We start from the raw sequence: 20559 nt of genomic DNA on the forward strand, positions 1-20559 counted from the left end.
GAGTATATTTATAATAGTAACTGGATAGTCAAAACACCACTTCTATCCCTAGTAAATTTACAGAATGTTTCTATAACACTGTTATCTAATGGATAAATCAGAATTCAGGAGTTAGGAACGGAGTCTTTGCCTTTGTTCCTAAATTTTGAATTTTTAAGTCTTCTTCAATTAGCTATTTGAAAGGCTACACAAGCAGAAATTTTTGGAAAAATATACTTATGAACATGACAAGAATTGTTGTAGGAAAACTACTTGTTGCCATGTTTGCACTGGGAATTTCTTCTTGTGCTTCACCAACATCTGAGTCGGCAAACACTAACAATCAAGAAATAGAAACAACTGAACCAGTCAGTCAAAAAACTTCTACCAACAATCAAGTGTGTACTCTCGTTGACAATGGCTTTGGTTCACAAGGGGAGGTAAATGTACAGGCTGAAGAAGTGGTAACGGGTCTTGAAGTTCCTTGGGGAATTGCCTTTCTCCCAAACCAAGATATGTTAATCAGTGAAAGACCTGGACGCGTTCGCCTCGTGCGGGATAGTAAACTTATCCAAAAACCTGTAGCCACTATTAATGTTACAGATAGCGGGGAAGGTGGTTTACTTGGCATTGCGACTCATCCCAACTTTGCCGAGAACCGACTTTTTTACGTGTACTATACTGCTGATAGAAATGGGTCGCAGGTGAATCGCGTTGAACGATGGCAATTATCCGAAAATGGACTCAGTGCCTCGTCAGATAGAATAATTCTCGACAACATTCCCGTAGCAGTGTATCACAATGGTGGTCGCATTCGCTTTGGTGCTGATGGAATGCTCTATATTGGGACTGGCGATGCGAGAGATCCGCAAAGTTCCCAGGATGTTAATAGCCTTGCTGGGAAAATCTTGCGTGTGACGCCAGACGGACAAGTGCCGCAAGACAATCCCTTTCCCAAAAATCCTGTATATATCTCTGGTATTCGCAACACTCAAGGGTTTGATTGGCATGATGCATCAACACTATGGGTAACAGACCACGGCCCCAGTGGTGAGTTAGGTAGAAGTGGTCACGATAAAGTCAGTGTCGCCAGAGCAGGAGACAACCTCGGCTGGCCTACCATCTACCGTTGTGAATCAGGAGAAGGACTTATCACTCCGTCCATTGTTTGGCGTCAAGCCTTACCTCCAGGTGGAGCAGCAATTTATACTGGAAATTCTATTCCTGAATGGAAGGGTAGTTTAATCATTCCTACCCTTCGTTCCGAACACTTGCAGCGTGTCGTTTTCAACCCACAATCACCCCAGAAAGTCGAGCGTCATGAGGTGTATTTGCAAGGTAAATACGGACGACTCCGAGAGGCAATTATGGGGCCAGATGGCGAGTTGTATGTCACAACTAGTAACTGTGATGGACGAGGGAGTTGCCCTTCACAGCAGGATAAAATTCTCCGCATTACCAAATGAAAAAGATGAAAAGCTCACGCACAGATATAGAGAGCAAGAGTATCGAAGTCTATGAATATCTTGACAAATCTTTCATTTCTTACGGAAACGAGTTTTATCTTTTGCAATGGTGTTAGTCATTGCTTTTTTACTATTTGTTTCTTATATAGTCAGAAACCTTTTATTCGTCACAGTTAATTACTTAAGCGATTTATTACCTGGCTTAAGTTTTCTGTGGCAATTTCTCAGCTTTTTACTTTCATTTGGTATTTTGACATTTCTATTTGCCGCAATATATACCATTTTACCCGACGCTCAAGTTGCATGGCGGTGTGCTGGAGTGGGTGCGGCAATTACCACCATCTTATTTATGATTGGTCAGTTTTTCTTTGGGTTATTTCTCAGTCAGACTGACATTGGTTCTGCCTATGGTGTCGCTGGCTCGTTTGTAATTATAAATACATGGATTTATTATGCCGCTCACATCTTATTTCTAGGAGCAGAATTTACTAAAATTTACGCTAAAATAGACGGCTCTCCGATTGTGCCAGAAGAATATGCTATCCATACTTCCGGCAAAAATCACAACGAATCTCCAGAATCTCAAGAACCTAATTCGGATAGAGATAATAATCAACGCAGACACAAGCATTCTCGATAAAATCTTTCTTTATTTCATCCAAATCAAATTATATAAATTATAAGCCAACTATCAAAAGATATAAATTTTCTTTCTGGTTAATTTGTGCCTAAAGAATTATACATTTGCAGTATCCAGACAGATGAATTATTTAATAAGTTAGGCATTTTACTTTTAACTATGTTTTCTACTTGAATAAAGCCATCACAAAATCAAACAATTTTCACCAAATTATGAGCAAAAAGTTAATATCTAATATCTGTCACTTTCTCTTCACATTTGTTGCCAATACTAGAAACAAGAGGATGAAAAGCAAGGAATATTTATGATTACAACTCTTTTCCAGCGCACTTCTATTCTGCTAGCGAGTGCTACTGTGGCTATTATTGGTAGTATTTTACCAGCTAGTGCTGAAAATACAAATTCTCCCTCTACTAATGCTCTTACAAATCAGGCAGAACAAATAAGTGAAACTCCTGCGGCTAATCTTAATTCTGCATCTGACTTAGTTATAGAATCAACACAGCCTTCCTCAGCCATTCAATCTGAGAAGGTAGCTCAAACTTTTGAACCTGGTAGAGCCACCCGTTCGGGTTCTAGCTATTTTGGTGTTGCTGGTAACATTGGTTTAACGGGCAATACACGGGTAGGTGAAGGTTCATTTGCTGTAATTAGCAAAATAGGACTTACACAAAATTTGTCTTTTCGTCCTGCGGCTCTAGTTGGAGATAATACAGTTTTTCTCGTGCCACTCACTGTAGATTTTCCTGTAGAAAATTTGGAAGTGACCCAGTTGAGTATAGCCCCTTATATCGGTGGTGGTGTTGCAATTTCTACAGGTAGAGATAGCACTGTAGGTGCATTAATTTCTGGCGGTGTAGATGTGCCTTTATCTCCACAGATTACAGCAACGGGTGGGGTAAATATCAGTTTTATCGATGAAACTGATGTAGGAATTTTACTGGGTGTTGGCTACAACTTCTAAGTATTTTCAAGTCGCAAAAAGTAAGTTTTTTGCATGAATTAAAAGCTTTTATCATAAATCCTTCTCCTATGCGTGGGAGAGGGATTTAGAAATTAGCTAGCTCCCCAGATAAAACAAAGATAAAAATAAATTAAATGGCGCAATTAGAGCATGATTCTCCTGGTAAATTGCTGGGGGCTGGTAGGTCAGGACAGGTATTTTTAGTCTCTAGTCAAGAAGGTTTAATAGCAAGAAAAATATTTTATACAGACAAAATTGCTAGCATAATTCATTATTTTTTCTTTGGCTCTCCGAATCCTTATGTTTGGAATGAAGATGCAATAAGATGTGCTTTTTTTCGTCGTCAAATTCTCCGTGAATTAGTCCAGTTTTGGTTCGGCGATAATTTAAAAGTTGCAGAAGCGATCGCTACCTCTTGGAATCATGAATTTAAAGCCTATCAACTAGATACAGAATTTATTTTAGGGAGACACGTTGCTTTACGTCAGCCTTGTAATGACGAGCGAATAGACGAATTACATGCCTTAGTTTCTGATATTATGCTGCCATTACAGAAAAAATTAATTGCAGCAGGGCTTGATGGACTAGTTTGGCAAGCTGGTAAAGGAACACCTACAGCTTTAAATAATTTTTTATTAGCAAACGATACCCCAGGGAATTATGTTTTTGTTTGGATAGATTTAGAATCGGGTGTACCAGCTTTATTTGGGTTGAATCCCTTAGCACTTTTTTCATTTTATTTGCCTAAATCAATAAAATATAGAAGGGCGTTATTCGATGATGTAGATACGGATAAATTAAACCGATATTTAAATAGATATAGGGATGAATTAGAAAATAAATTTGGTAGTCAAAAGTATGCTGAAGTTTTAGGGTATGTTTTCCAATTAGAGTTTCACCAAAAAAAATGGAAGTCAATGAGGAGGGTTGATCGCAGTATTCAATACCAATTCAAAAAAGGGGTCATCGACGAGCAACAAGTTCAATGGTATTCTGAACACCCATTATTTTGGTACGGACGAGAGTTGCTGAGAATAATAGTTCAATTAGTGTATAAGCTTTTCATAGACTTACCTGTTGCTATTATCAATAAACTCGTCAAAGTTCCTTACTTACAATTTTTCTATCAGTTGTGGAAATTTATATCATCTCATCGCTATCGGTCTAATATCGCCAGAAATTATATAGCTAAAAGGATCGAATATTGGCGAAATAGAAAACAACTAATGAACGAAGAAGCTAATAGTCTATTGCAACAATTGAAGCAAGAAAGCACTAGCGATTATTTAAATGATTTCAGCGTTCATCTAGGTATAAAAATCTTTTTCAAAATTATTGAATACTTGTTAATACCACTTCTTTATGTATTAGGGCTAATTGATGAATTTATTTTCATTACATGGCTAATTATAGGAGGCCCGGTTTATCGAACAGCTTATACATCTTGCAGAATATTACAAGCAGCGCTCAGTAGGCATGAAATTCCTTGGATTGCCTTTTTTGTTGGCTTAATCCCTACTCTCGGAATACTTGCCTATCCTTGTCAAATTATTTACTCTGCTAAAGGAAGAAAGAAAAAAAATGCTCAATTTATCATCTATGATTTTTTCACTAGAATAGGCAATAAAATTCCTGGCTGGGGTGGAGAAGATACACAGACAGAACATTTTTTTAATCTTTTCGCAGATAGGATTGCTCACAGCAAAACAAATATAAAAAAAGCTTTTTGAAAGGTAAATCGTCAACGAAAATCGGCGTGAATCCCATCCTAAGTCTTAGAGGATGTTTGAAAAGTAATTGTCTGTGATTTTAGGCACTTGTTGATCCCCCCTAACCCCCCTTTTTAAGCTATGCATTATAAACATCTTTCTTAACAGAAAATTGGACAAAAGCCAGAGATTGTGTATTGTCTATACGAAGAGCCGGAAGCATCGCAAAGTCAGCAAATGGAAGAATGGATCACACAGGAACTAGAAAGAACCGAATTAGGTGACACCAGAAGAACCAAACGATTAATCAAAATAGTCGAAAATTTAAGTGCTAAACCTGAAGCTAGTGTTCCGCAAGCAAGTGAAACATGGGCACAAACGAAAGCCACCTATGACTTCTGGGATTCACCGTATATCAAACCATCCATGATTAGACAAGGACATATCGATGCGACAGTAGAGCGAATTACCCAGCATAGAGTAGTCTTGGCAATACAAGATACCACAGAACTCAACTACACTAGCCACAAAGCTCTATCGGGAACAGGATATCTCGATAGTTCCTATGCCAAAGGGTTAAAAGTCCACTCAGTATTCACTGTCTCGCCACAGGGAATACCATTGGGCATCATTGAGCAAAATGTGTGGTCAAGAAACGAAGAAGAACTAGGAAAAGCTGAACACAGGAAACAAAAACCGACAAAAGAAAAAGAAAGTCAAAGATGGCTTGATGCTTTGAAAACAACTGACTCAATCATTCCCTCTTCAGTACAAGTAGTGACGATTGCTGACCGAGAAGCTGATTTTTATGACTTATTTGCTGATGCTCGTCGTCCTGGGTCAGATTTTCTGATTCGAGCTACTCAAAATCGCTGTCTAGTTGGCAGTGAGCAGCATTTATGGTCAACTTTAGAGTCTGTTGAGTCGGTTGGCACAATGACAGTAGAGGTAAAACGCTCTGCGACTCAAATGCCAAGAACAGCCACCTTGAAGATTCGTCATGCCACAATTACCATTGCACCACCGCAGAATCGCCCCAAAACAGAACTTCTAGCACCGGTGACATTGCAGGCTATTTTAGTCACAGAAGTTGAGCCACCACCAGAGATTGAGCCGATTACCTGGTTACTGCTGACTACCTTAGAGATTACCTGTCTGGAAGATGTTCAACTGTATGTGCGATGGTATAGTTATCGCTGGTTGATTGAACGTTATCACTATGTTTTAAAAAGTGGCTGTGGCATTGAGAAGTTACAACTCGAAACTGCCCACAGAATCGAGATGGCTTTGGCTACCTACAGTATCGTTGCTTGGCGTTTGCTGTGGCTGACTTACTTAGCTCGTTTCCAGCCTGATGCTAGTTGTGAAATGGTTTTAGAACCTCATGAATGGCAAGTCCTTTATACCAATATTCATCATCAACTTTATCCTCATACTACACCACCGACTCTGGCTCAAGTGGTCAATTGGATTGCTCGACTCGGTGGGTTTTTAGGTCGCAAAAGCGATGGTTCTCCAGGTGTAAAAGTTCTCTGGCGTGGATTGAGTCGATTACATGATCTGGTTGAGGGTTGGCTGCTTTGCCAGTCTTTCAATAATTAATTATTGCTCCATCCTATCGTCAGTTTCTGCGGTGTTTTCCTTCTTCCACTACCGATAATTAGTTTTTTACACCAAAGTTGCCATGCGAAAATTTCACTTTTTCAAACTCTGTTGATTCTCGCGCCCATTTTCTCCTGTCACTTGTGATTTTTTGGCTTCCATCCTCTCCTACATAACTACTCTTTTTTGTCAATGTTCTTATTAAGAAATATGTTTATAATGGATAGCTTTTTAAGGGGGGAACCGGAATTAAAGTCCCCCTTTTTAAGGGGAGCCAGTGCGGTCTTGGGGGTTTCCCCCATGAGCAACTGGCGTGGATTTAGGGGGATCTAAAACTTTTGATACCGAGAAGAGGACTTTTCAAACATACTCTTAGAGACGCTGCGCGAACGAGGGATGGGAGGGATAGCCGCCCGCCGATTTAGTCATTGGTGCTAATGACTAATGACCAATGTGACCAATGACTCGAAATCCCCCGTCTTGAAGCCGGGGGATGAATTAAATCGTAAAAAACAAAGCGGAGTACTCAATAGACACATACTCCTGCAAAGAAGCAAGCTACGCGTTGACGCAGCCTCTCTTAGAGAAGCAGCTACACTTGCGAGAACGCTTTCAGCAAACCCGCAGGGTATTTCGGCTTTTATTTGCGTAAGTCCTGCATGAGTACTTATTTAAGACAAGAGGATACTCAGAACTCAGTACTACTGAAAATAATATTGTTAAAAAATATTGAATTTGCTACACTTTACCAGTTTTAGTAATTCAATAATTCATAATTGTGGCCATAAGCTACTAACTTGGTATAAGTTGCAATATAACTTAGAAGAATTTATAGTAAACAGACTTTGGCAATTAAAGTATAAATTATCATCCTATGCAAGCTAAAACGAAGTATAAAACAGTACAAGTAATTTGAAGTAATTAGAACTAAAGATAACTCAGATGTATAATTAGCGCGTCTCCTCCATCATCCTTAAAAAGATCGCGATTTAGGACTGGCAGGCTTTCTATTTTTTACTTTAATAATGGGCATATGTGGCAACAAGAAAAAAAAGATACTTCGATAGTCAGGCTGGTATTATGGGTTGCCTTAGCTACGACCCCAATGGCAGCAACTTTGATGGGATCAGAACCCATGCTGGCACAATCTACACCTGAAACTCCCTCTTTTGCACTGCCACAAACAGTGCAGAATGGATCAACAGTGCGGATTGACGGTTCAAATAGCTTGGGTGCAATCAACCAAAGCCTGAAAGAAAGTTTTGAAAAACAGTTTGCTGGCACAAAAGTTGAAGTTGCTGCTAACGGCACTGATACGGCGCTGAAAAATTTGCTAGATGGCAAAGTTGACATAGTAGCAATGGGGCGTGGATTGACGCCAGCAGAAAAAGCCCAAGGACTAGAGCAAGTTCGCTTGCGCCGTGAAAAGATTGCGATCGTAGTTGGTGCAGAAAATCCTTTCAAAGGAAGCTTGACTAGTAGGCAATTCGCCCGGATTTTTCGGGGACAAATTACAAATTGGTCACAACTGGGAGGGCCTTCAGGGAAGATTAGGTTAATCGATCACCCTAATACAAGTGAAACTCGCAATACTTTTCGTACCTATCCAGCCTTTAAGACGGCTGAGTTTGCGACAGGAGCCAATGCTACCCAACTAACTGAGGATGATACCGCAGAAGTCATCAAAGAACTAGGCAAAGATGGCATCAGCTATGTATTAGCTAATCAGGTATCGAAGTTGAAAGATGTGCGAGTTCTGCAATTACATCAAGCCTTGCCAGATGATGCTAGATATCCCTTCTCGCAACCTTTAGTTTACGTTTACAAAAAAAATCCTAACTTAACCACAGTAGATTTTCTCGGCTTTACCCTAGCACCCCCAGGACAACAGGCTATAGAACAAGCGATGACTGTTGAAGCAGAGGCGATCGCAACCAGGGTATTACAACCTGCTGTAGCTGCTTCCCCCAGTGCCGAGACAACACCAGCAGCTACGCCTTCCCCTAGTGCCAGTGCTTCTGTATTTGGCGAACAGCCCTTTGTGGCGGCTGCACCTCCACAAAACAGTCCAATTGTCAATAAAGAAACACCAATTTGGTTGCTACTACCTGTCTTTTTTCTGGGTGTAGCTGGAGGCTTACTATGGTGGACTCTGGGAAAACGCTCATTACCCACAGAGAAAACAGACAACTTACCAGAATCAAATCCTCATCCACCCAACACAGAGGATGGAGAAACAACGGTTCTCGATGCCAGCACAGCTTCCTCCCTGAATGGAGCGATGCTTGAGGAGCAACCAGTACCGCAATTCCAAGAGCAAGAAACCCCCGATCGCACTCCTTTCAACATCTATGCTCAAACACAATCTGACCTGACCCAGAATGCTACTCAGGGGACATCAAATTTAGTCCAAGAGGCAACTAATGGCACTTCTAACCTGTATGAAGGCACAACTTCAGGTGTTGCTAATGGATCGCAAAATAACAATAACAACTTAGGAGCCGCAGCTTTAACTGGTGGTGCGGCTCTAGCAACGGGTATCGGGGCGGCTACCTGGCCTGCCTTTACTAACAAAGAAACAGAAATAGTCCCGCTTGATGAGACAATTGAGCTAGACAATTATACTGAGGACAGCAATCCTGAGTCTGATGAAGTTGCATGGGACATAGAAGCCCCAGCTGCGGTAGTTAATACTCCATATCCTCATCTGGCTAATATTCCAGAAGAAACATCTGATGTAGAACTTCCTTCATCTGAGGTGAAAGACCCACTTCCAGAATTACCAGATGTGCCAGAAGCAACATCTAGTTTTGCGTATTGGGACACAGAAGTTAATGAAGATCAGATAGATGAGGAACTTCAGGCAGAATTGAACTGGCTAGATAGTATTACCTCAACTGAAGACTCAGTAGATGAATTTCCCTTACCGGAGTCTGGGGAAGTTGCAGCCGATGTCGCAGATGATGTGGAACCGTCAGCGACAGAAACATCCTCACTGCTAAATTTGCCAGAATTTCCATTTCCAGAAGATGTATTGAATGTGGTGGCGGATGCAGCCGAACCCACCATCGATTTTCCAGAAGAAACATCTCCAGCAGAACCGACTATTGGGGAAGGTGTGGCTGAAGCTGACTCCACAGACTTTGCCACCGCTGCGGCTTTAGCAGCAGGTGCAGGGATGGGAGCCTGGGCTACCACTTTGGGATCAGATGCCCAAGGAGAAACTGATACTACGGTTGACAATGAGCCAATTGCAGCCGAAACAGGTATTAGTTTGGTAGATGCAGATGAAGAGAGCAATATTGTGCTCACACCACATACTTATACATTGGCTTATGTCTCTTGGGAGATTTCCGAAGCCAAGAAAGCAGCGCTACGAGAACAAGGCGGCTATCAGTTGGTAGTGCGGCTCTACGATGTGACTGGCATTGACCTGAGTTATCAAAGTCCTCAGCTTGTAAAGCAGTATGAATGTGAAGAGACAGCAGACGATGGTCTGGTGGATATTCCCGTCACCGATCGCGACTACATAGCTGAAATTGGCTATGCTGCTGATGGCGAACGCTGGTTATTCATTGCCCGTTCAGCTATTGTTCGTGTCTTCAGTCCGATCTATCCAGATCCCATAGTTGAAGATGTAGCAATTGCAGATGAAACAGATATTGACTTGGTAGGTGTCCAAGAAGAGATCGGTGAAGAAGAGAGCAGTGAAGAAGAGAGCAGTATTGTACTCACACCCCGCACTTCTCAATGGGCTGAAGTCTCTTGGGAGATTTCCGAAACCAAGAAAGCAGCGCTGCAACAACAGGGCGGCTCTCAATTGCTAGTGCGGCTCTATGATGTTACTGGGATAGACCTGAGTTATCAAAGTCCTGAGTTTGTCCAGCAGTATGAATGTGAAGAGACAGCACACGATCGTTTTGTGGAAATTCCCATCAGCGATCGCGATTACATAGCTGAAATTGGCTATGTCGCTGATGGCGATCGCTGGTTATTCATCGCCCAGTCAGCGATCGTTCGTGTTTTCAGTCCTGTCTATCCAGATCCCACCACAGATCCCACCGTTGAAGATGTAGCGTTAACAAGCGAAACAGCTATTGATTTGGTAGATGTAGAAGAAGAGAGCAGTGAAGAAGAGAGCAGTGAAGAAGAGAGCTATATTGCGCTCACACCCCGCACTCCCAAATGGGCTTATGTATCTTGGTACATTTCCCCGGCTCAAAAGGAAATGCTGCATCAACAGGGTGGTTCCCAATTGGTAGTGCGGCTCTACGATGTAACTGAGATTGACTTGAGTTATCAAAGTCCCCAGCTTGTACAGCAGTATGAATGTGAAGAGGTAGCACGCGATCGCTTTGTGGCAATTCCTGTTAGCGATCGCGACTACATGGTTGAAATTGGCTATATCGCTAATGGCGATGCCTACGGCGGTAAACTACGCTGGTTACTCATAGCCCGTTCACCTAACGTTCGTGTCTTCAGTCATCCCCACGGAGATTTTTGGTTTGTGGCCGATGCTGAGTTGATTATTCACGGAGCAACCCAACCAAATACAAGCGTAAACATTGGTGGTCATTCCATCAAAATCAAACCCGATGGTACTTTCCACTTACGTCTCCCCTTCTCAGATGGTTTAATGGACTATCTCATAACGGTAGCTGCTGATGGAGAATCCACAAGAACTATCCATAAGAGGTTCTCCCAGGAAACTTCCGAAAGCTAACATTACCCTGCACCCCACACGCCAGATGCTCTACTTGGGGAAGACCGCACTGGCTCCCCTTAATCCCCTGGGGCTAAGGTGTACACACAAGTCCTTCTGACCCCAACTCCTCCTTCGCAAGACTACGGTGTACATACAAGTCCTTCTGACCCCCTCTAACTCTTGCCAAGGGGGAGAGCCAGATATTTCCCCCCTTGGCAAGGCTACGGTGTATACACAAGTCTGAAATAGCTGATTAACCAGGGTTTTACCCCACCCTAACCCTCCCCTTGGAAAGGGGAGGGAACTAGATTTTCCGGTTTCCCCCCTTTCCAAGGGGGGATTAAGGGGGGTAATTCGAGTTGTGTATACACGGTAGCCTTGGCAAGGGGGGATTAAGGGGGGTAAATCCAGGGTTTGGACTTCATTACCAAGATGTATTTATATGCCAGAACAACAGCAGTGGATTATATCTGCAAGTGAACAACCACCAGAGTGGTTTATCCAAGCAGTGAAACAGTATACACCTGCATCAAGTGGACTGTATGCAGCACAATTGTTGTGGCAAAGAGGAATTAAAGATAATCAACAATTAACAGCTTTTGTCAACCATAAAGCTTATCAACCAAAGAGTCCCTTTGAGTTTGGGCAAGAAATGCAGCTGGCGATCGCCCGATTGCAACAAGCACGCAATACTAAAGAAATAATTGCCATCTGGGGAGACTTCGATGCCGATGGCATTACCGCCACATCTGTACTTTGGGACGGATTGGGGCAGTTTTTCGCTCAAAATACTCAATTAACTTACTATATTCCCAATCGCCTGAAAGAATCCCACGGACTTAATCAGCAAGGAATTGATAACTTAGCAAAACAAGGTTGCAAATTAATAGTTACTTGCGACACAGGTAGCACAAACCTTGAGGAAATTATCTATGCCAAACAGTTAGGTATAGATGTAATAGTTACAGACCATCACACCTTACCCGCCGAACGTCCACCCGTCGCAGCAATTATCAATCCCCGCTATTTACCAAGGGAACATCAGCTATTTAATCTTTCTGGGGTGGCGGTAGCTTATAAGTTGGTGGAAGCACTGTATCAAACTCTGCCTAATGTTGCAAAATATCCGTTAGAGGATTTATTAGATTTAGTTGCAGTTGGATTAATTGCCGACTTAGTGCAGTTAAGTGGAGATTGCCGCTACTTAGCGCAGATGGGAATTCAACGACTGCAAGAAGATTTTAAACAGCCACCAGCAGCGCGGCGACGTCCAGGGGTAGGGCGATTATTAGAATTGTGCCAGAAAAATGGCGATCGCCCCACAGATATTTCCTTTGGTTTGGGGCCAAGAATTAACGCCGTTAGCCGCATTCAAGGTGATGCTAGTTTCTGCGTTGAATTATTAACTAGCCGCGATGCCAAACGTTGTAACGAACTAGCCGAAGTTACAGAACTCGCCAACACCCGCCGCAAATCTTTACAAAAAGATGTGCAAGCACAAGTGGCGCAAAAACTCACCCAATTAGACTTATCAACCACCAGCGTCATAGTCCTAGAAGATGCCCAATGGCCTGCGGGTGTATTGGGTTTAGTCGCCGGACAGGTAGCACAAGAAACAGGTCGCCCAACGATTTTGTTAAGCACGGAAGGATTGGGGACTGGGGACTGGGGACTAGGTACTGGAGAAGACTCTTCCCAATCCCTAATCCCCGATCCCCAATCCCTCGTCGCTCGTGGTTCTGCCCGTTCGGTGAATTCGGTCGATTTATACCAATTGGTAAAAGACCAAGCACATTTGTTACACCGTTTTGGGGGACATCCCTTTGCAGCGGGTTTGAGTTTATTGGTAGAGAATATTCCTTTATTTACAGCGGCGATTAATCAGCAGTTGCGGCAAACTTTAGGTAGCACAACTCTAACACCAACCGTACAAGCAGACTTGACGGTGACAGTCGCAGATTTGGGGAAAGAGTTATTTTTAGAACTGAAACTACTAGAACCTTGTGGAATGGGTAATCCTGTTCCAAAATTGCTAATTCAAAACTGCTGGTTTGAAAATAGTTGGCATCGCAATCAGCAGGATTGGCAAGGGAAAAAGGTACAGTACATTAAAACTGAGTTTGACATTCGAGATGATTCCAGCAGAAGTGCTTTTCCTGGTATATGGTGGGGACACTACAAAGATGAATTGCCCATAGGAAGGTGTGATTGCATAGCAGAATTAGACTACAACACCTTCAAAAAACGTTATGAAATCAGATTAATTGCTGTGCGTTCTTCTGTTAATTCAGCACTTAACGCCCCGCTATCGCTAACACCCTTCATCCTAGATTTGCGAAATCAGGAATACTCAGCAGCTACCGCTAACAGCACTCAGCACTGGATTATTGAAGATTGTCCCACTAATTGGGATGATTTACGTATGTGGTTGCGGCGATGTTTAATGACAAGCCGCTCTGGATCTGGGGTTGAAAATCAGCAACAATTAGCGATCGCTTGGTCTAAACCCAAGCACCAACCACCTAATCAAATTTGGCTAACTCTTGTAGGAATTGCCAAATATCTCAGTCGCACAAATCAACTAGTTACCCGCGTACAACTTTTAGAGAAAATTGGCATCAGCGACCAAACCTTACTTGTCGGAATCAAAGCTTTAAAATATTTAGGGTTTACAGTTACACGACAAGACCGTTCTTTGCAAATCACCTGGCATCCAAGCGATAGTGCCGAAAACCTTGCTGACGCAGCCGTTGCACGATTTTTAGCTGCTGTCCGAGAAGAACAATTTCAGCAACAGTATTTTGCGGAAGTGCCTTTATCTACTATTATTGCGATCGCCAGCTACGACAATTAACGAAAATCGGCGGGAATCCCATCCCTTTGAGGGGTGTCCGGGATAGCCGCCCGCCGATTTAGTCATTAGTCATTAGTCATTAGCACCAATGACTAATGACCAATGACTCGAAATCCCCCGACTTGAAGCCGGGGAATGAGTTAACTACTCAAATTAGCAGCACCAAAAGTAGCATTGAACTTGCGACACCAGATAGCGGCAGATTTGTAATCTGCTAAATTGATATTATTAGGAATAGAATATGTTTGAGCGCCGCTATATTTTTTTAATGGAGCAATAATGATATAATCTCCATTTTTTAAAGAATAAGCTGGTGGCTTAGTTGAACCAATTACATTATCTGAACGATGCAAAATTACTACTAAATCCGGGCCTGATTCAGAGGTTTTAAATGACTGTTCAAGCTCTAGAAATGATTTACCGTCTTTGGTTGTAATATTGACTGTTCCCTGAGTTGTATGTTCTCCAGAAACAAAAGTGCCTGACTTAGTAGCAGTTGACCTTTGAGATTGTGCTGAGGAGGCTAAAGACTTCGCCGGAGTTGAAGATGTAGGAACAGATGTATTCACAGCGATCGCACTTTCCTTAGATTGATTACTTGATACTTCTGGAGTACAGCTAACCATAACAATAGAAGAAAAACTTAGGATTAATAAAATTCTGAATTTCATGATTTAAATACCTCAATAATTAATCAACAATATAGCTTTTGAGTTGAACTTTGAACCAATTATTGCTTGAATAATTAGTATAAAAATTATGCATATCTAAGGATTAATATCTAGAAAGCTGAGATTTTGTTTAAAAAATTCTTATGGATTTCTCAGCAAAATCTAAACTTTCAAGGCTTGAATCCTTTAAGTCGTTCCTGGAGCAATAGGCTTGGGTTAAGGGCTAATTGTACAAAATTGTGGGTTTTCAAGACGCTATAAATCGCCGTCTCTACAAGTGTTTTGGTCTTATCTGAACTGTATGGCTTCCTGGGCTGTCGCCTGGGATGTATTCATTGAGCCTCTGGAGATAAGGACAAACTTAAACAGACATTCCGCGACCATCGGTGAGAGATTAAGGTAATTGTACTAGTAATTTTATGCAACAATATTAGAAATATTTCTTATTTATCTCCAAGTAAATTTGACTTAGGTTTAGTCCTTTTGTATAAACTTTTGTTATAAATTTTACTTTAATCTCAGTGGTATTAACTATGACCATCTCCATCTCCAACCAAGCCTTCGATGAGTTACTGCATCAGGGAAAGGTTGATAGTTCCCAACATCCAGACCCCGATGATGGGTTGGATCTGATCTATAATTACCCAAGGTTACTGGGAAAGGGCTACTGGCGGGAAATCCAACTGCGTCCAGGATTGGATCTATGCATTGGTGACTTGCGATTGTGCGATCGCACAATTTTTGAATGCCCAGAAACAGAACATTCGCTACATTACCACTTCCATTTTTCAGGGGGACACGAAGATAAATATACATCCATCCGTGGCGGACAGTATATTTTCCACGGCAGTGGTTTAACTCCTAAAATAAAATCCGAATCTTATCATGAACAGCCATTCCTTGAGGTTGAATTTACAATACAGCCTGAGTTGCTGCGTTCCTTTGCTGGGAATAGTGAAGGTCAACTACCAAAAGAGTTACAGCACTTAATTCGACCCTATGATCAGCTAAAGTACCATCGTTGTGGCACTGCAACCCTACCCATGCAGAGAGTTGCACAGCAAATTTTGCATTGTCCCTATCGAGGAATTGCTAAACGTATATACTTAGAGGGGAAAGTGCTAGAACTAATGGGAATGCTTCTAGGGCAAGAGATTGAGATTCGTGATGGTAAAAGCAATATTCAATCTTTGCAACCAGATGTAGTAGATAGAATTCACCATGCTAGGGAAATTTTACTGCAACGGTTGGACAATCCACTATCTTTGAATGAATTAGCGCGACGAGTTGGTTTAAATGAATGCACCCTTAAACGCGGCTTTCGTTCCTGTTTTGGAACAACAGTATTTGGCTATCTGCGTCACTACAAACTTGAACAAGCAAGACAACTGCTAGACACAGGAGAGATGAAAATTACCGAAATTGCTCATGCAATGGGTTACAACAGTCGCAGTCCGTTTGCGGCTGCATTCCGCAAACAGTTTGGCATGAACCCCAAGGAATACCAAAAACTGCAAAAAAATTCCGTTTAGCTATCGAAAAAATTCCGTCTACCTATCGGATGAGACTTCTACCACACCGATTTTTGCTGTAATTTATTGAAACTAATTCTTATTAATGGTGTGAGCATTGATGTCAAATTATTGCTGGTTGAAGGTATTGATGCTTGGCTCTTTCTTGGGATTGGTTGCCTTGCCAGCTGGGGCAGAAGCAAGTTTTACTAATTCTGATCCAAATACGTCTCCTGTGGCAACTACGGTTAAAAGTAATCAGAAAATTCTTCGTTTAAACGAAATTGAGCGTTCAGCGACTACGGTTAATCAGTGGCTTGCCCAAGGGATAATTCAGGTAACAGGTGTAAAGCTAAGGCCAACAGACAAGGAACTAGAAGTAATTTTAGAGAATACAGGTTCAGATAAGTTGCAGCCTGTAATTAAGAGTGAAGGGAATAATTTTATTGCAGATATTCCCAATGCTCAGTTAAGTTTGGCATCTGGTAGTGAGTTTCGTCAAGAAAATCCTGTCAGTGGAATTACAGGGGTCACCGTAACCAATATCGATGCAAATACTATCCGGTTAACGGTGACAGGTGAGATAAGTTCGCCCAAAGTTGATTTATTTGATAGTGATGAAGGTTTAATTTTTGGGATAACACCTGCTGCAACGGCGACACAGCCACCGGAAATACCACAGAAGCCAGCAAGTGAGACACCGCAAGAGGAACCAGCAGCACAGCAGGATGAGCCAATTGAGTTAGTGGTGACGGGTGAGGAAGATGGGTATAGTGTAACAAATACTACGACTGGGACAAAAACTGATACACCTTTGCGTGACATTCCCCAATCAATTCAAGTAGTACCACAAGAAGTATTGCGCGACCAACAGGTAACTCGTTTAGACGATGCGCTCAGAAATGTTGCTGGTGTCAATCAGAGTTTTAACTTTGGCCCATTTACTTTCTATAGCATTCGCGGATTTGATGCAACAGAAACGAATCTTCTGAGAGATGGACTCATTGACACATTGGCTGGACAGGTGAGTGAACTTTCCAGTATTGAGCGAGTCGAAGTTCTCAAAGGCCCTGCATCAGTTTTATTTGGTTTGGGTAATCCAGGGGGAAGTATCAACCTCATATCTAAACGTCCTTTGCCCGACCCTTTTTATGCTGTTGAAGCAACTATTGGCAGCTATAGTTTTTATCGAGGTGCGGTTGATTTATCGGGGCCGCTAAATGACTCGAAGACAGTCTTATATAGACTCAACTTAGCCTACAGAAATTCAGGTAGCTTTGTTGATTTCTTTAATGGTGAAAGCTTCAATATATCGCCTGTAATTAGTGTAGCACTTGGCGAGAAAACTAACCTGAACTTGGAAGCAGAATACATCACAACAAGAGATACGATCGCATCTGGCGTACCTGTGATTGGTAGTTTATTACCTAATCCAAACGGGAAAGTGTCCCGTAATCTCAACCTTTTTGAACCTTCTGATAGCATTGAGCAGACAATTATCAGGCTTGGATATCGGCTAGACCATAAGTTTAACGAAAATTGGTCGTTAAACAATGCGTTGAGGTTTGTATTTCGTGATCTCTTTCAACGCCGCACCGATTCTAATGGTTTAGAACCAGATAATCGAACTTGGAGGCGTTCAGCGTCAGAAGGATCTTCTGAAAATAAAAATTATGCGATGACGACTAATCTAATCGGTAAGTTCTCCACAGGTTCAATTCAACATCAGCTACTATTTGGGTTTGATTTAAATCGTTTTGACAACTTTAATCCACCAATTGATGAATTCGAGGCGGCATCAATTGATATCTTCAATCCTATATATGGTCAACCGCGAGGAGTACAAGTCCCTTCTTCTTTTGCAGTTCGACAGCAGACGAACTCATTAGGAATTTATCTGCAAGACCAAGTTTCCCTGACAGATAACTTGAAAGTGCTATTAGGTGGGCGGTTTGACGTGATTGATCGAAAATATGAAGATTTAATCAGTAACACAGAAAGCAGTGGGACAGATAGTGCATTCAGTCCTCGTTTTGGCATTGTCTATCAACCCATCCCCGCTATCTCTCTCTATACCAGTTACACAAGTTCATTCACTCCACCAGGCGGCTCATACTTTTTTGGTGTTGACTCTTCCTTCGAGCCAGAACGCGGTAATCAGTATGAGGTTGGGGTAAAAGCAGATTTGAATGATCGCCTTTCCGCAACCCTAGCCTTATTTGATTTAACCCGTACCAATGTCACGACAGAAGATCCTAACAGACCAAACTTTTCTATCCAAGTAGGTGAGCAGAATAGCCAAGGGGTTGAACTGAATCTGGCGGGTGAACTTTTACCAGGATGGAATATTTTTGCTGGCTATGCTTATATCGATGCCCGCATTACGAAAGATAATACTTTGACACCAGGCAACCGATTGTCAAATAGTGCCAATCATTCTTTCAACTTGTGGACGAGCTACGAAATTCAAAAAGGTAACTTACAAGGCTTAGGGGCGGGAATAGGCTTGTTTTTTGTAGGCGATCGCGCTAATTTTGATAACACTTATACTGTACCTAGCTATTTTCGGACTGATGCCTCTATTTTCTACAAACAAGATCGATTCAGAGCCGCACTCAACTTCAAAAATCTATTTGACATAGACTATTTTGAAAGCTCACTAGGTAATCGTGTTTATTATGGACAACCTTTTACAGTTCAAGGAACTATTTCTTGGCAGTTTTAATAATTGAGACAATCATGCGACATTTTTCTTACTGGCTAATATTAGGCATCTTCGGATTTACTCTAGTTACAGCTTGCAATCTCCACACATCTCAAAATATATCATCTTTACCTAAACAACCAACCGCAGAATGTCGCATGGTTAAACACACAATGGGGGAAACCTGTGTTCCCGTTAACCCCCAGCGTGTTATTACCTTATCCTCATGTACTTTAGGCAATGTCTTAGCACTTGGGGTTAAACCCATCGGGACAACTAACGAAATTTACATAGAGGGAAACTCTCTGACATCCATTAATGGTGAAACGGATGGAATAAAATTACTTGGACTTTCACAACCAAATTTAGAAGCAACGTTACGACTCAAACCAGATTTAATTATTGGTGTAGATTGGTTCAAGCCAATTTATCCTTTACTATCTAAAATTGCTCCTACAGTATTAGGTGAGATTGATTACATAAGCTGGCAAAAACATCTGAGTTTTGTAGCTGAATCCTTGGGGAGGCAAGAGGCTGAAAAAGCACTTTGGGATCGCTACTATCAGCGAATAGAAAAGCTAAAATTAGCATTGGGAAATCGCTATCAAGGCAAAAAAATATCCTTTGTAACTGTTGGACGTGAGCAGATATACATTGATTCCAAAAACTCATTTCCTGGCTCCATTATCAGTGATGCACTTTTGCAGCGTCCAGCCTCACAAAATATCGATTCAACCTATGGAGCTTTTCCTATTTCTTTGGAGGAATTAGAAAAAGCTGATGGCGATATTTTATTTGTGACAACTTTTTCGAGAAATGGCAATAAATTTCTGGCAAAAAAACAACAGGAGCCACTTTGGAAAAAACTTAAAGCTGTTCAAGAAAATCACGTTTATTATGTTGATTTTATGGCATGGGCTGCAACAAATATGCTAGGAACTGATGCAGTTATTGATGACTTATTTAAATATCTAGTCAATGCTCACTAACTCAATTTCCCGAACATATCATATTCGTCTGTAAATCCGGCTACTATTTTTCTGATGAAGCAAGATGTTTTTACTACAAAGATATACCTTTTTATTCCTGAAGAATAACTATAGGAGTAGACGGTGATATTATATTTAGAAGAATTTATGAAGATGACAATGAAAAATAATTGAAATAACTCAAACAAAAACCACTATGCAAAACGCTTAAAACCGTTCAGAAAAATCATGTTTACTTAGTAAAAGTATCAACCTTGAGAGAGTCAGTTTTGCTTGCGGCTGATGCCGTAATTGATGATTTATTTAAATACCCAGTCAACACACCTTAACCCATGACTAAACACACGCTATTCGTCTGCAAAGCCTGCCATCGTTCATCTGAAGAACGACCAGAAAATCCGCCTTTTGATGGAAATACTTTACTTGACAAACTAAATAGTTTATGTAACCAACAATTCCATCCTGACGAACTAGAAATTCAGCCTGTAGGATGTCTTTGGGCTTGCAGTCAAGGCTGTGTTGTATCTGTATCTAGCCACGAGAAACCCACCTATCTATTTGTCAATCTTTCCCCAGAAGAAAGTTCAGCAGCGTTAATAGAATTTATGCAACTGTATATCAAGAGTCGTAAAGGTGGCATAGTTTGGGAAAAATTTCCCGAACTTTTGCAGTCTAAGATTTTCGCGCAAATTCCGCCTGCAAAATCATAGCTTTGGTAAGATATGTTTGATTTGACTCTAATACCAATTCTGTATGAAGATGCGC

12 protein-coding genes are annotated in these 20559 nt (G+C 41.5%); 11 read left to right on the plus strand and 1 reads right to left on the minus strand.

The window, feature by feature from the left end:
• Positions 1 to 218 precede the first annotated feature (218 nt).
• From RRG12_RS22445 to RRG12_RS22475, 7 genes are all read left to right on the plus strand, one after another.
• Positions 219 to 1445, plus strand: coding sequence for a PQQ-dependent sugar dehydrogenase (locus RRG12_RS22445; protein WP_420760769.1), 1227 nt, complete (start codon positions 219 to 221; stop codon positions 1443 to 1445).
• 67 nt (positions 1446 to 1512) lie between these two features.
• Positions 1513 to 2085 carry a YihY/virulence factor BrkB family protein gene (locus RRG12_RS22450; protein ID WP_420760794.1) on the plus strand — a complete coding sequence of 191 codons (573 nt, stop codon included), beginning with the start codon at positions 1513 to 1515 and terminating at the stop codon, positions 2083 to 2085.
• A 304-nt stretch (positions 2086 to 2389) separates the two neighbouring features.
• A complete protein-coding gene (locus RRG12_RS22455) occupies positions 2390 to 3049 on the plus strand; it encodes a hypothetical protein (RefSeq protein WP_420760770.1) in 660 nt (219 codons plus the stop codon).
• Positions 3050 to 3183: 134 nt separating this feature from the next.
• Positions 3184 to 4779: a hypothetical protein gene (locus RRG12_RS22460; RefSeq protein ID WP_420760771.1), complete on the plus strand. Its 1596-nt coding sequence runs from the start codon at positions 3184 to 3186 to the stop codon at positions 4777 to 4779.
• Between the two features lie 216 nt (positions 4780 to 4995).
• On the plus strand, positions 4996 to 6360 hold the full coding sequence (locus RRG12_RS22465; protein ID WP_420760795.1) for an IS4 family transposase: 1365 nt from the start codon (positions 4996 to 4998) through the stop codon (positions 6358 to 6360).
• A 1033-nt stretch (positions 6361 to 7393) separates the two neighbouring features.
• A complete protein-coding gene (locus tag RRG12_RS22470; RefSeq protein WP_420760772.1) occupies positions 7394 to 11083 on the plus strand; it encodes a DUF4912 domain-containing protein in 3690 nt (1229 codons plus the stop codon).
• 424 nt (positions 11084 to 11507) lie between these two features.
• Positions 11508 to 13919 carry a single-stranded-DNA-specific exonuclease RecJ gene (locus RRG12_RS22475; RefSeq protein ID WP_420760773.1) on the plus strand — a complete coding sequence of 804 codons (2412 nt, stop codon included), beginning with the start codon at positions 11508 to 11510 and terminating at the stop codon, positions 13917 to 13919.
• A gap of 140 nt (positions 13920 to 14059) precedes the next feature.
• Here the strand turns inward: RRG12_RS22475 and RRG12_RS22480 are convergent, their stop codons facing one another.
• Positions 14060 to 14590, minus strand: coding sequence for a DM13 domain-containing protein (locus RRG12_RS22480; RefSeq protein WP_420760774.1), 531 nt, complete (start codon positions 14588 to 14590; stop codon positions 14060 to 14062).
• A 533-nt stretch (positions 14591 to 15123) separates the two neighbouring features.
• Here RRG12_RS22480 and RRG12_RS22485 point away from each other — a divergent pair.
• The 4 genes from RRG12_RS22485 (at position 15124) to RRG12_RS22500 (ending at position 20504) form a co-directional block, all read left to right on the plus strand.
• Entirely contained in the window at positions 15124 to 16122 is a 999-nt protein-coding gene (locus RRG12_RS22485; protein WP_420760775.1) for a helix-turn-helix transcriptional regulator, read from the plus strand.
• A 100-nt stretch (positions 16123 to 16222) separates the two neighbouring features.
• Positions 16223 to 18826 carry a TonB-dependent siderophore receptor gene (locus tag RRG12_RS22490; RefSeq protein ID WP_420760776.1) on the plus strand — a complete coding sequence of 868 codons (2604 nt, stop codon included), beginning with the start codon at positions 16223 to 16225 and terminating at the stop codon, positions 18824 to 18826.
• A gap of 14 nt (positions 18827 to 18840) precedes the next feature.
• Positions 18841 to 19794 carry an iron-siderophore ABC transporter substrate-binding protein gene (locus tag RRG12_RS22495; RefSeq protein WP_420760777.1) on the plus strand — a complete coding sequence of 318 codons (954 nt, stop codon included), beginning with the start codon at positions 18841 to 18843 and terminating at the stop codon, positions 19792 to 19794.
• A gap of 332 nt (positions 19795 to 20126) precedes the next feature.
• Entirely contained in the window at positions 20127 to 20504 is a 378-nt protein-coding gene (locus RRG12_RS22500; protein WP_420760778.1) for a DUF1636 family protein, read from the plus strand.
• Positions 20505 to 20559: the final 55 nt, after the last annotated feature.

The organism is Nostoc sp. CALU 546 (assembly GCF_048836525.1).